Below are 12,677 nucleotides of genomic sequence, written 5' to 3' on the forward strand. Positions count from 1 at the left end.
GGACTCCGGTATTCGGACCATCACACAGGTCAAAATCGGATAACGGACGGCTCGGCGGGTTGACGGCCGTGCGGTGCAAGGGGGGTGTGCCGCCGGCGGGATGCGAAGGATGTCCCGCTCACTCCGGCCCTCTCGGGATGCGGACCGCGAAGGTTGGCACTCTTGAGTTGTTTGTGCGCTTCACGCTTTTTGCACACTTCGAGGTTATTGTCTGGTATCTGAAGCCGAGAGTAATGAATCCAACTCGTCGGGGCCCGCGCCCGTCGGGTAGAAAGGTTCGTTACACCCCTCATCCGGGGCTCAGGGCGCGTGTGCGGCGCGCCCGGCGTCCGATCCTCCCCCCGCGCGGCGGCCATCTGCCGCGCAGGGTCCGGACGCGGTGCCCGCCCACCCCTCAACCAGGGAGTGGCCACCCTCAGCAGATTCACGATTAAAAGGGGTAAGACAAGTGGCAGCGGAGATCGTCAATCCTCGCAGCGACAGCACTACAGGCGCGGGCGCGGGCAGTGCGCCCGACGATGCCTTCGATCCGGCCTTCGCGCTCCATCGCGGTGGCAAAATGGCCATCCAGGCGACTGTGCCCGTCCGCAACAAGGACGACCTGTCCCTCGCGTACACACCGGGCGTCGCCAAGGTGTGCAGCGCCATCGCCGAGCAGCCCGAACTCGTCGATGACTACACCTGGAAGTCCAACGTCGTCGCCGTCGTCACGGACGGCACCGCGGTGCTGGGCCTGGGCGACATCGGCCCGGAGGCGTCCCTCCCGGTGATGGAGGGCAAGGCCATCCTCTTCAAGCAGTTCGGCGGCGTCGACGCGGTGCCGATCGCGCTCGGCACCACGGACACCGACGAGATCATCGAGACCGTCGTCCGGATGGCTCCGTCCTTCGGCGGCATCAACCTGGAGGACATCTCGGCGCCGCGCTGCTTCGAGATCGAGCGCCGCCTCCAGGAGCGGCTGGACATCCCGGTCTTCCACGACGACCAGCACGGCACCGCCGTGGTCACGCTGGCCGCGCTGCGCAACGCCGCCAAGCTCACCGACCGGGCGCTCGGCCAGCTGCGCGCGGTCATCTCGGGCGCCGGTGCGGCCGGTGTCGCGATCGCCAAGATCCTCATCGAGGCGGGCATCGGCGATGTCGCGGTGTGCGACCGCAGGGGCATCGTCTCCGCGGACCGCACCGACCTCACGGACGTCAAGCGTGAGGTCGCCGGCTTCACCAACAAGGGCGGGCTGACCGGCTCGCTGGAGGACGCGCTGGACGGCGCCGATGTCTTCATCGGGGTCTCCGGCGGCACGGTGGCGGAGGGGGCGGTGGCGAAGATGGCGAAGGAGTCGCTGATCTTCGCGATGGCCAACCCCACCCCGGAGATCCACCCGGACATCGCACACCGCTACGCGGCCGTGGTCGCCACCGGACGCAGCGACTACCCCAACCAGATCAACAACGTGCTGGCCTTCCCGGGCATCTTCGCCGGCGCCATGCAGGTGCGGGCCTCGCAGATCACCGAGGGCATGAAGCTCGCCGCCGCCGAGGCGCTGGCCGCCGTCGTCGCCGATGAACTCAGCGCCGACCGGGTCATCCCCTCGCCGTTCGACGAGCGGGTCGCCCCGGCCGTCACCGCCGCGGTCGCGGCCGCCGCCCGCGCCGAGGGCGTGGCGCGCCGCTGACGCCCCGGCAGACTCCGTCCACGGGCCGGGCCCGCACCTGTGAGGGTGCGGGCCCGGCCCGTCGTCGTGGCCGTGTGCGCCGCGCGGCGCAGCGGTGCGTGTCACACCCGTACGCGGTACCGCAGCGCCCGTCCGCGGCCTACGTTGGGATCATGTTTGCTGCCTACGCCGCCCGCATCGACCGTGACCAGCCGCTGAACGGCCTCGAATTGGGGGAGCGCCCGGCCCCCGACGTACGCCCCGGCTGGACGACCGTCAACGTCAAGGCCGCCTCCCTCAACCACCACGACCTGTGGTCGCTGCGCGGGGTGGGTATCACCGAGGACGCACTGCCGATGATCCTCGGCTGTGACGCCGCCGGTATCGACGCGGACGGCAACGAGGTCGTGCTGCACTCCGTCATCGGCCAGACCGGTCACGGCGTCGGCCCGAAGGAGAAGCCCTCCATCCTCACCGAGCGCTACCAGGGCACCTTCGCCGAGCAGGTCACCGTGCCCCTGTGGAACGTGCTGCCCAAGCCGAAGGAGCTGTCCTTCGAGGAGGCGGCCTGTCTGCCGACCGCCTGGCTGACCGCGTACCGGATGCTGTTCACCAACGCGGGCGTACGGCCCGGCGACAGCGTGCTGGTGCAGGGTGCGGGCGGCGGGGTGGCGACCGCAGCCATCGTGCTGGGCGCCGCCGCGGGCCTGCGGGTCTTCGCCACCAGCCGGGACGAGGCCAAGCGCAAGCGGGCGCTGGAGCTGGGCGCCGAGGCGGTGTTCGCGAGCGGGGAGCGGCTGCCGCAGCGGGTGGACGCGGTGATCGAGACGGTCGGCGCCGCCACCTGGTCGCACTCGGTCAAGTCGCTCAAGCCCGGCGGCTCCCTGGTGATTTCGGGCGCCACCAGTGGCTTCACCCCCAAGAGCGGCGAGCTCAACCGGATCTTCTTCCTGGAGCTGAAGATCGTCGGCTCCACGATGGGCAGCAAGGACGAGCTGGCGTCGCTGCTGAGCTTCTGCGCCGCCAAGGGCATCCGCCCGGTCATCGACTCCACGCTGCCGCTGGACCGGGCCCGCGAGGGGTTCACGAAGATGGCGGAGGGCGAACTGTTCGGCAAGGTCGTGCTGACGGTCTGACCTGCGGACGGGGGCTTGAAGGGGCCGGAGATATGCGGATTCTGCGGGCGGCGGGGCGGGCCGCCGCGCCGTGGAGCAACGGCGGCGGGGTGACCCGCGAGATCGCGGTCCATCCCCCGGGCGCCGGCTGGGACGGCTTCGCCTGGCGGGTCAGCCTCGCGGACGTCACCCGCGACGGGCCGTACTCCCCGCTGCCCGGCGTCCGGCGGATCCTCACCGTCGTCGACGGCGCCGGGCTGGAGCTGACGGTGGACGGCACCCCGCGGCTGCTGCCGGGCCGCTACCGCCCGTTCGCCTTCCCCGGCGACGCCACCACCGTCTCCCGGCTGCTGGACGGGCCGGTCGTCAACCTCAATGTGATGCTCCGGGAGGGGCGGGCGGCGGCGACCGTGGAGGTCGTGGCCGGGAGCTGGTCGGCGGGGCCGGAGGGCGGGGTGGCGGGTGGACCGGATTCCGCGGGCGGGCTGCTTCTCGTGGCGCTGGAGGGGGGCACCCGGCTCACGGTGCCTGGGGAGTCCGGGGAGTCCGAGGTGCGGCTGGAGCGGTTCGACGCGGTGCTGTGGACGGGGTCGGAGGCGTTGCCCGACGGACTGCGGACGGACGGCACCGTGGCGGTCGTCCGGCTGTCCGGGTGCCCACTGGGCTGACGCTTCCTCATCGACGGGTGCCTCTCGGTCGGCTCGGCGTCACCGCCGGGCGCCCTCGACCGGCCCTTCCTAGGGGGTGTCTCTTCGGTCTCCGTGGATCAGCCTGCGGTGCCAGGCGTCGCAGGCCCACGGAGAGCGGAGAGCCACCCCCTAGCTGCAGGGTCCTCCGGCCACCCCTTCCCTCCGGCGCTCCCTTCCCTCCGGGTGCCCGCCGTCCCCGCCCACGCTCCCTAACCCGACCCCGACTCGGAATCCGTGTCAATGAAGGTTGACGCATTCCGTCGTGTCAACCTAAATTGACACCATGAGCGAAGCAACGGATCTCGCCGAGCGGGCGGGTGACCGCGACCCCAGGGTCGGACTCCGTGCCGTGGCCGCGCTCCGCCGGCTGCTGGAGCGGCTCGAAGCCGTACAGGTGCGCAGCGCCCGGGCGAAGGGCTGGTCGTGGCAGGAGATCGCGGCGGAGCTGGGGGTCAGCAGGCAGGCGGTCCACAAGAAGCACGGGAGGCGCTGATGTTCGAGAAGTTCACGGCCGAGGCGCGCGCAGCGGTGAGCTGCGCCGCGGAGCAGGCGGACCGTACGGGCAGCGACACGATCGGCGAGCCGGAGCTGCTGCTCGCCCTGCTGGACCGGACGGATTCACCGGCCGCCGGGGCGCTCGCCGCCCTCGGCCTCCATGAGCGGCGGCAATCGGTGGTGGACGGCCTGGCGGCGGCGCGCCGGCGCGGCGGGGTCTCGGCCGCCGACGTGGCGGCACTGGCCGGGCTCGGCATCGATGTCGACGCGATCGTGGCGAGCGTGGAGCAGGAACACGGGGTGGGCGCGCTGGCCGCCGGCCGGTCGCCCGGGCGGCGCCGGCGGGTGCGCCGTCGGTTCACCGCGGAGGCGAAGTCCGTCCTGGAGCGCGCCCTGCGGATGGTGGCCGGCCGCGGCGAGCGGTCCATCGGGGACGAGCATCTGCTGCTCGCGCTGACCACCGGGCGCGGACCGGCGGCCGCGGTGCTCGCCGACCACGGGGTGACCCACGAGGCGGTGGTGCGGGTGCTGGGGGAGAGCCGCGGCAGACAAGCGAGTTGAGGGGCCGGGGCGGGCCGTAACCCGGGCCGCCCCGGGCGGTGCGGAGGCGCTCCGGTGCGCGGCACCGGCAACCCACACCGCCCCCGGTTACGGGTAGGCGACCTTGACCGTGCCGATGCCCAGTGTGCTGTGCCGCGGCAGATACCCGGCCTCGAAGACCGCGCCGAGGACGGGGTTGAGCAGCTGCGCCAGCCGTTCGGCGCGGGAGTGGCCCAGGGCGCGCCACGGGCCGGCCGCCAGCCGGTCCGTGGTCCGCTCGATCGCCTCGCGCTCCGTGCGGGCGCGCTCGGTCGCGGTGCCGTCCGGAGCGATCCAGCCGCGGGCGGCGAGGCGGTGCCGGGCGTCGCTCCACTCGTGGGCGCTCCAGCCGCGCCCCACGAAGTCCGCGGCCGGCGCGGCGCCGATCGCGGCGAACGACACCAGGGCCTCACACGGATCGAGTCCGCAGGTCAGCAGGGCTGCCAGATGGCCGTCGCCGCGGTGCTCGCGGAGTACCGTCGCGGCCTGCCAGAGCGTCAGATGCGGGGCGTCCGGCCAGGGCAGATCGCGGTTGGCGGCGGCCAGCGGGCGGGCGGCGGTGCCGGCGTTCTCGGCGGCCTGGCGGGCGAGCCGGGCCGCCTCGGCGAGCTGCGCGGCGCTCAGCCGGCCGCCGATCAGGGCGGTCAGCGCACGGTCCATGGCCAGCAGCCGCGCATCCAGCACCTTGGCCGGGTCCGCGACCGTCCAGATCTGCGGGAGGTACCGGGCGATCATCCGCGGGCTGAAGGTGTAGTACGTCGCGGCCACCAGCTCCGGCCCGGCCGCGCCCAGCGGAGCCGTACGCCAGGCGAAATAGCTGGGCCAGCGGGACGCGACATCATGGCCGAGGTCGGCGGCGACCTGGCGGGCCTCGGGGGCGAAGTACAGCGTGGCGTGCAGTGGCTCCAGCAGGTGCCACATCCGGCGGGCGACCGAAAGGTATTCCGACATCGCTTTACCTCATGGCCTTCACGATGCGTGCGCAGACAGGGAGTGGGGCGGTGGTGGTCCGGAGCACGGCCCGCCGGTCCGCGGAGTCGGGCAGCTGGGACCCCTGGACCCGGTGCCGGACGAAAAGCCGTGCGAAGTAGTGGTTTCCCCGATTACGCCGCGTGAATCCAGACCGCCGATGGCAACTGTGGGTAACAGGGCCCGTGTTGGGGCCTCTACAGATTCGGCCGCTGTCGTCGGGTGGCCGGTCGGCTCCGCGCCGGATATTCGATCGAGGAGCGGCGGCCGTCTCCGTATCGTGACCCCGCCGACGGCCCATGGGGGCCGCCGGTCCCGATGCGAGGAAGAGAGCAGCAGATGCCGTACCACGGAACGGCCGACGAGGGCTTCGGAGCCGTCGCGGACGCATTCGCCCGGAACTTCGCCGACGGCGGGGAACTCGGCGCCGCCGTCACCGTGTTCGTGGGCGGGCGCAAGGTCGTCGACCTGTGGGGCGGGAGTGCCGACGACCGGACCGGCCGGGCGTGGGACGCGCGCACCGTCCTTCCCGTCATGTCCCTCGCCAAGGCCGTCATCAGCTTCTGCGTCCATCTGCTCGCCGAGCAGGGCCGGCTGGACCTCGACGCTCCGGTGGCCGACTGCTGGCCGGAGTTCGCCCGGCACGGCAAGGAGGGCATCACCCCGCGGATGGTGCTGGCCCACACCGCCGGCATTCCGCTCGTCGAACGGAGGCTGACGTTCGAGGAGTTGACCGCCTGGACCCCGGTGATCCGGGCACTGGAGGAGCAGCCGCCGCTCTGGGAGCCCGGAACGGCGCACGAGTACCACGCCCATGCCTTCGGCTTCCTTCTCGGCGAGGTGATCCGCCGGCTGACCGGTCTGAGGCCGGGCCGCTACTTCCGCCGGGCCGTCGCCGACGAGCTGGGCCTGCGCACCTGGATCGGCCTGCCGCGGGAGGAACTGCCGCAGCTGGCCCGGCTCGTCGAGGCCGAGGGGCGGCCGCCGCTACCGAGCCCCGACCTGCTGCCCATGCGGGCGCTGACGATGAACGGCGTCCTGCCCTTCCCCGGGCTCGACGATCCGCACGGCTACAACGCCCCCGCCCTGCTGACCGCCGAATTCCCCGGTGCGGGTGCGGTCTCTTCGGCGCGCGGTCTGGCCGCCCTGTACGCCGCGGTCGCCACGGGGGTGGACGGCGGGCCGCGGCTGCTCGGCGCGGACACCCTCACGGATGCGGTCCGGCCGCAGTCGGGCGGCCCCTCGTGGTCGGGGCTGCCGGACCTCGGCGCACGCTGGGGGAGCGGCGTCCTCCTCGACTCGCCGTTCCGCCGGCTGCTCGGCCCGCGCTCGTTCGCCCACAGCGGGGCGGGCGGGCAATTCGCCTTCGGCGACGACGAGTTCGGCGTCGGCTTCGCCTACACCGCCAACCGGATGGGCGGCAGCGGGGACCAGCGGTGCGAACGGCTCATCGCGGCGCTGCGGTCGTGTGTGGGGGCGCCGGAGCCCCGGCCATGGGGTTGAGCGGGCGGCCGGGCCCGGCCGCCCGCCGGCTCAGGCGTCCGGATCCGTCCCGGACGCATACCGCTCCGGCCGGCTCAGCAGCGCACCGATATGGGCGGCGGTCGCCGACAGCCGGCGGCGGGACTCCTTCAACTGCTCGGCGTTGACGCCGTGATCGCGGGCCGCATCCCGCAGATCGTCGCGGAAGCGGTCCAGCAGCCGGTCGAAGTCGCGGGCCGGGTCGTCACCGGCCGGCTCCGTCGCCCACTCCGGGGCCGGCGGGGCTCCGGCCGTCGCGTCCTCCCCGGGGTCCGGCTTGCCGAGATCGACGCGCTCGACCGTCACCCGGGCCCCGGGGTCGGCGCCGCCCCGGCCGGCGCCGTTCCGCCCGGCCTCTTCCCGGCCCGCGCCGGACTGGCCGGTGAAGCGCCCGATCTCGCGGGACACCTCGGACAGTGCCTCGCGTACCGCCCCCGACCAGTCGCCGGACCGCACGGCACCCTGGGCCTGCTCCTGTACGCGATTGAGGACCCGCTGGACCTCCTCGCGCGCGAACGCCTGGGCGTCCCGGGCCTGCTTACGAGCCCGCTGGGCGTCCTGCCTGGCGCGCCGGCTCTCCTCCTTGGCCCGCCGGGCCTGCTCCTTCCACTCGTCCTTGGCGCGCCGGAACTCCTCCTTCGCCTGCCGCCAGGACTCCTTGTCGCCGAACATGCCGTCGAGGTAGTCGCCGGCATCCGAAAACGGCTGCCCGGCGCCGTCCTCCTCCTCGGCGTCCGGCCGCCCGCCGGTCCGCCCGGCCTTCCCGTGCTCCGCGTCCTTGCGGGCCTGCTGGGCGGCCTCCTGTATTTCCCGGCGCAGATCCCGGGCCGAACCGCTCACGTCCTCCCGGATGTCGGAGGCGAGGGCGGCGACCGACTCCCGGATCTCCAGCTCCAGATCCGCCAACTCGCCTCCCCGGTCGGCGAGTTCGGCCCGTCCGGCGTCGGTGATCGAGTAGACCTTGCGGCCGCCCTCGGTCGCGTGCGTCACCAGGCCCTCGGCCTCCAGCTTGGCTAGCCGGGGGTAGACCGTGCCGGCGGACGGGGCGTAGAGGCCCTGGAAGCGCTCCTCCAGGAGGCGGATGATCTCGTAGCCGTGCCGTGGTGCCTCGTCCAGCAGCTTGAGGAGGTAGAGGCGCAGTCGGCCGTGGGCGAAGACAGGGGGCATGGTCAGCGCACCTTCTTCCCGGTGGTGGTGGCGGAGGAGTCCTCGTGCGGGCCGCTGTCGTGGCCGCCGTCGGCATCGTCCCGCCCGTGGTCCTCGTCCTCAGGGGAGGGGCGGCGCAGCAGGGCCAGGCCGCCGGAGATGGTGGTGGCCTTGAGGGTGCCGGTGCCCGCGCCCAGTGAGCCGGTGATCCGCTTGGTGCCCCACTGGCCGCTCACCCGCAGGTCGTCGAAGGCGTTGGCGACCGTGCCGGACGTGGTGTTGGCCTCCACCCGGGCGTCGGCCGGGTCGGGCAGCCGGATGGCGACCTCCCCGGAGACCGTCGTCAGCGCGATGTCGGCGCCCTTGCCGGGAGCGAGATCGAGGACCATGTCGCCGCTGACGGAGTCCGCGTGCACCCCGCCGCCCGCACCGTCGATGACGGTCAGATTCCCCGAGACGGAGTGGAACCGCAGATCGCCGGTGAGCGACTGCACCTCGACGTTGCCCGAGACCGTTTCGGCCAGCACCGTGCCGGTCAGGCCGACGAGGGTGCTGTCGCCGGAGACGCCGCGGACGTCCGCACGTCCCGTGATGCCCGAGACCACCGCGCCGGCGCGGATCACACCGACCTCGACGCGGGTGCCGGCCGGCACCGTCACCGAGACCACCGCACTGCGGTTCCAGGCCCTGCGGTCGAGGAACTTCAAAAAGCCCCGCCAGGGGAGGTCCTCATACGCGACCGACAGGACGCCGTCGCGGCACGAGACGCTCAGCGGCGGGCCGTCCAGCTCGCTGATCTCCACCCGCGCGGGGCCGCCGTCCGAGGTGCCGACGACGTTGACCGTGCCGCCGTACACCCGGACGCTGAGCGCCTCGACGGGGTCGGCGATCTCCAGCGTGCGTGGTGCGGTCACCTGCGTCGGATTCTGCAACCACTCGGTCCCGGCTGACATCACTGGCCTCCCCTGTGAGCACTGCAACTGTGAGCACTGCAACGCAACATATCGCGTCCTCGCTAGACACGATATATCGCGGATTGCGGAAGTCAAGCGGTCCGCCGTGCGGTGTGGATTTGGGTGGGTGCGGGGGAGGCGGGCCGAAGTGAGGGTGAGGTGCGGCCGGTCGCCACGGAAGGGGACCTTCCCGTGGGCGCGCTAGGTGTCGTGGTCATGCCATGCGGACCCCGAACGCGTATGGAAATCAAGGGAGTTGGTCTCGATACGGCGTTCCGAGCGGCCCGGGCCGTGCCCGCCGCCGTGTCCCGTGAGGCCCCCTCCGTGGCGTCCGCCCGCGAGGAGCCGCCCGCCGGGCCGGCCCGCCCCGGCCTGCTCCCGCTCTGCGCGGCTGTCCGTCGCTACGCGTCCCCAGCCGCCGCTACTCGTCCTCGTCGTCATCCAGCCGGGCCAGCCAGGTGGCCAGCCGCTCCACCGGGACCTCGAAGTCCGGGTTCAGGTCCACGAACGTCCGCAGCTGGTCGGCCACCCAGGCGAGGGTGACCTCCTCCTCGCCGCGCCGGCTCTCCAGCTCCTCGATGCCACGGTCAGTGAAATACACGCGCTCTCCACCAGGGGTCATGGGTCATTCCCAGCCAGGATAGGCAGGCTCACGGACCTCTCGCGCCACAGACGCCTGCGGGCTAGCCTGATCACCTGTCAACGGTCCCGCGGCAATGGGGGAATTGCCGCCTACGGGGAGCAGGAGGCCGTGATGCACGATCGCGCGCAGCGCATCGAGCTGCCCGACGGCACGGAGGTCTGGGCCCGGGTCTCCCGGCTCGACGCCCCCGGACTCGACGCGGCGGACGGCGTGGACACCGGGGACGGGGAGTTCGAGGACGTCGGTGTCTGGGACGCGCTCGGCGCCCGGGTCGAGGGGCTCCGCGAGGTGATCGGCGGGGTCGCCGCCAGCGTCCGCCAGGCCACCGACCGGGTCGCGCCGTACGAGACCAGTGTGACCTTCGGCGTGGAGCTGTCGGCCAAGCCGGGCAAGGCCGTCGCCCTGCTCGCGGACGGCGGGGCGAAGTCGAACCTCTCCCTCACGCTCACCTGGCGGCGCGAGGACCAGGAGCATACGGCCGACCGCCGGGAGCCGGACGATTCGAGCCGCTGATGGCCACCTCCCAGGGCCGGACCGCCGGCAGCGGTGACCGCGCCCGCTACGCACAGCTCCTCGACCACGCCGGGCGCACCACCGTCGGACTGCGCGCCGCACCGGGCGCCCCCGGAGCCCGGATGTGGGGCAGCGGCGTACTCATCGCCCCGGGGTGGGTGCTGACCTGCGCTCATGTGCTGGCGGCGAGCGACGGACGGCGCCGTGAGACGGGGCCGGACGGGGTCTTCGGGGTCGCGTTCGGCGGCCGGGTGGTGCCCGCGCGGCAGGCGTACGACCTGAGCCGGCCCGCCCCGGAGGCCGGATCCGGTGCCGCCCGCGCCGACCTCGCCCTGGTCCGGCTGCTCGACCCGGAGAGCCGGCACCCCTGCGCCTGGCTCAGCGATCAGCCGGCGACGCTTCTGGAGGACGCCTATATCTTCCGCGGCCACGACTCCGGTGACCGCGACTCCGGTGACCACGACTCCGGCGGCCACGACCGGTCGGGATCGGCCGCGGGCGGGGCCGGGGACGGCGGGGCGGGGGACGCCCGTACGGGCAGCGGGGACGCGGACGCGGGCTGTCCCCGCAGCCGCGCCCCCGGTGACGTCCACGGCGACCGTGCTGCCGCCCCCGCCGCCCCGGTGGACACCTTCATCGCGGTCCGCTTCGGTGCCCGTGACGCCCGGGGCCTGCAGTTCGGCAGCGATGTCCGGGTGACGCCCGGCGCCTCCGGCGGTCCGCTGATCGACTGTGACCGCGGTGAGGTGGTCGGCATCGTCAAGGGCCGCCACCAGCAGGACCACGTCGGGCTCGCGGTGCCGGTCACCGCACTGCGCGGGCTGGGGCCGGAACACCTGGTCGCCGGCGCCGAGGGGCTCGGGCCCGACCCGTACCACGCGCTGATGAGCCTGCACGACCGCTGGCACTGGGCCGGTCAGGAGCTCGGCCGTGCCACCGGACCCACCTGGTTCGACGCCCAGCACGCGATCATGGCGGGCCGCGGCCGCCTGTGGGGCGTCCAGGAGCGCCTGCAGGCGCTGGACCTGCTCGCCCGTCTGCCCGCGCCGCGCGACCCGCTGATCGTGGAGGCCGCCGTCGGCGAGGTGCTGGACCGCGGTGAGCGGCCCGCGGCCTGGTCGCTGCGTACCTGGCGGGACGGGCACGGCGCGCTCTACCAGGGCAGCGACCCGTACACCGAGCTGCGCACCTTTGTGCACTATCTGCGGATCGTGGCGCAGCTGACCGCCGACGAGGTCCGCGACCAGCCGGGCGAAGCGGCCGCCGCGGTACGCGAGCAGGCGGTCCGCCTCGCGGAGTTCGTCCAGGCCAAGGCGGTGGTGCTGCAGCCGCAGGACCGGCGCAGGATAGGGCCGGTGCGCCGCCGGCCCCGCTCCGTCCTCGTCGAGTTCGAGCCGCTGTTCTACGACGAGGGCGGAGCGGAGCTGTTCAACTGGTCGGTCAGCGAAGGCTATGGCCAGGGGCAGTGGCTGCGGGTGGACGTCCAGGAGTCGGCCGGCGGGGTGCCCTTCGAACAGGCACGGGAACAGGTGCTGCGGCAGCTCGGCGGGCGGCTGCTGCGGGCCGACGGCGCCGCCGGCCCGGGCGCCCGCGTACGCCTGGAGGTCGCCGTCCCCGAAGGGCACTGGCACACCGCCGCCGGCCAGTGGGAGGTCGCCGCCTCGACCCGGCGCACCGCCCGGCTGCGGCCGGTGGGCCCCGGCCGCGCGGTGATCCTGCGCGACCAGGGGCGGCGCGAGCAGGTCGACCCCGCCTGGCTGCGCCGCTGGCAGGGCCTGCGCACCGCCCCGGAACTACAGGCACTGCGGGTCCGGCCGGGCGAGGGCGCCGACGCGCGGCCCGGCCCCTGCGCCGAGTCGGTCTGGCGGCTGCTGGAGACGGCCGGCGAGGGCGCGCTGCCCGCGCTGTGCCACACGGTCGCCGACGGGTTCGGGCGGGACGCGGTGGGCGTCGCCCTGGACACCGGCTTCCCGGCCGGGCTGTGGCCGGCCCGCGGGCACGGCGAGGAGCAGGACTGCGACGCCGGCTGCGAGGAGTTCCACCGCGGGGTGCGGGAGTTGCTCCAGGGATCGGGCGGGGTGGTCCGGCTCCCCGAACTGGTGCGGCAGCTGCGGGCGAAGGCCGCCGAGGCCGCGGAGGAGGGCACGCACTGGGCCCGCGATCTGGTCCTTCTCTACGACGACCCGGAGGATCCGATTCCGCCGCTGTTCCCGGACCGGCCCCAGCTGTCGCCGCGATGAGCGGCGCCGGAGCCGCCCCCGGGCGGGCACGGGCGCCGCGTACGCCCCCCGTGCGCCCGGTGCCCAGGGTGGCCGCGTCCGCCCCTCGTGCCGCAAGTAGTGCCCCGGACAGGGCACTTGAGCGCCCCGGGCGAGTGCGCCGGAGACCGGAAACCGCCCCGTG

12 protein-coding genes are annotated in these 12,677 nt (G+C 73.7%); 8 read left to right on the plus strand and 4 right to left on the minus strand.

The window, feature by feature from the left end:
* The first annotated feature begins 448 nt into the window (after nt 1–448).
* The 5 genes from BKA18_RS24475 to BKA18_RS24495 all read left to right on the plus strand — a co-directional run bounded on the left by BKA18_RS24475 (nt 449) and on the right by BKA18_RS24495 (nt 4,511).
* Nucleotides 449–1,672 carry an NAD(P)-dependent malic enzyme gene (locus tag BKA18_RS24475; RefSeq protein WP_366045561.1) on the plus strand — a complete coding sequence of 408 codons (1,224 nt, stop codon included), beginning with the start codon at nt 449–451 and terminating at the stop codon, nt 1,670–1,672.
* A gap of 152 nt (nt 1,673–1,824) precedes the next feature.
* A complete protein-coding gene (locus tag BKA18_RS24480) occupies nt 1,825–2,787 on the plus strand; it encodes a zinc-binding dehydrogenase (protein ID WP_006603162.1) in 963 nt (320 codons plus the stop codon).
* A 32-nt stretch (nt 2,788–2,819) separates the two neighbouring features.
* On the plus strand, nt 2,820–3,434 hold the full coding sequence (locus tag BKA18_RS24485; protein ID WP_366045560.1) for a HutD/Ves family protein: 615 nt from the start codon (nt 2,820–2,822) through the stop codon (nt 3,432–3,434).
* 304 nt (nt 3,435–3,738) lie between these two features.
* A complete protein-coding gene (locus BKA18_RS24490) occupies nt 3,739–3,948 on the plus strand; it encodes a helix-turn-helix domain-containing protein (RefSeq protein ID WP_366045559.1) in 210 nt (69 codons plus the stop codon).
* A complete protein-coding gene (locus tag BKA18_RS24495) occupies nt 3,948–4,511 on the plus strand; it encodes a Clp protease N-terminal domain-containing protein (RefSeq protein ID WP_366045558.1) in 564 nt (187 codons plus the stop codon). Before BKA18_RS24490 ends, BKA18_RS24495 begins: the two co-directional genes overlap by 1 nt.
* 87 nt (nt 4,512–4,598) lie before the next feature.
* On the opposite strand, the gene BKA18_RS24500 is transcribed toward BKA18_RS24495, so the two are convergent.
* On the minus strand, nt 4,599–5,480 hold the full coding sequence (locus tag BKA18_RS24500; RefSeq protein WP_006603158.1) for an SCO6745 family protein: 882 nt from the start codon (nt 5,478–5,480) through the stop codon (nt 4,599–4,601).
* Nucleotides 5,481–5,837: 357 nt separating this feature from the next.
* Between BKA18_RS24500 and BKA18_RS24505 the strand changes: the two genes are divergently transcribed.
* A complete protein-coding gene (locus BKA18_RS24505; protein ID WP_366045557.1) occupies nt 5,838–7,001 on the plus strand; it encodes a serine hydrolase domain-containing protein in 1,164 nt (387 codons plus the stop codon).
* A gap of 30 nt (nt 7,002–7,031) precedes the next feature.
* Here BKA18_RS24505 and BKA18_RS24510 read toward each other — a convergent pair whose 3' ends face one another.
* The 3 genes from BKA18_RS24510 to BKA18_RS24520 all read right to left on the minus strand — a co-directional run bounded on the left by BKA18_RS24510 (nt 7,032) and on the right by BKA18_RS24520 (nt 9,719).
* Nucleotides 7,032–8,186 carry a PadR family transcriptional regulator gene (locus tag BKA18_RS24510; protein ID WP_366045556.1) on the minus strand — a complete coding sequence of 385 codons (1,155 nt, stop codon included), beginning with the start codon at nt 8,184–8,186 and terminating at the stop codon, nt 7,032–7,034.
* 2 nt (nt 8,187–8,188) lie between these two features.
* Complete coding sequence (locus tag BKA18_RS24515; RefSeq protein WP_366045555.1) at nt 8,189–9,118, minus strand: DUF4097 family beta strand repeat-containing protein; 930 nt, start codon at nt 9,116–9,118, stop codon at nt 8,189–8,191.
* Between the two features lie 421 nt (nt 9,119–9,539).
* A complete protein-coding gene (locus BKA18_RS24520) occupies nt 9,540–9,719 on the minus strand; it encodes a DUF6104 family protein (protein ID WP_006603154.1) in 180 nt (59 codons plus the stop codon).
* A 153-nt stretch (nt 9,720–9,872) separates the two neighbouring features.
* Here BKA18_RS24520 and BKA18_RS24525 point away from each other — a divergent pair, with 153 nt between their 5' ends.
* Together BKA18_RS24525 and BKA18_RS24530 are read left to right on the plus strand one after the other, a co-directional pair.
* Nucleotides 9,873–10,274, plus strand: a complete 402-nt coding sequence (locus BKA18_RS24525) for a CU044_2847 family protein (protein WP_366045554.1) — start codon at nt 9,873–9,875, stop codon at nt 10,272–10,274.
* A complete protein-coding gene (locus BKA18_RS24530) occupies nt 10,274–12,514 on the plus strand; it encodes a VMAP-C domain-containing protein (RefSeq protein ID WP_366045553.1) in 2,241 nt (746 codons plus the stop codon). The genes BKA18_RS24525 and BKA18_RS24530 overlap by 1 nt, the downstream gene beginning before the upstream one ends.
* Nucleotides 12,515–12,677: the final 163 nt, after the last annotated feature.

The organism is Streptomyces auratus (assembly GCF_050433025.1).
Classification (GTDB): domain Bacteria; phylum Actinomycetota; class Actinomycetes; order Streptomycetales; family Streptomycetaceae; genus Streptomyces; species Streptomyces sioyaensis.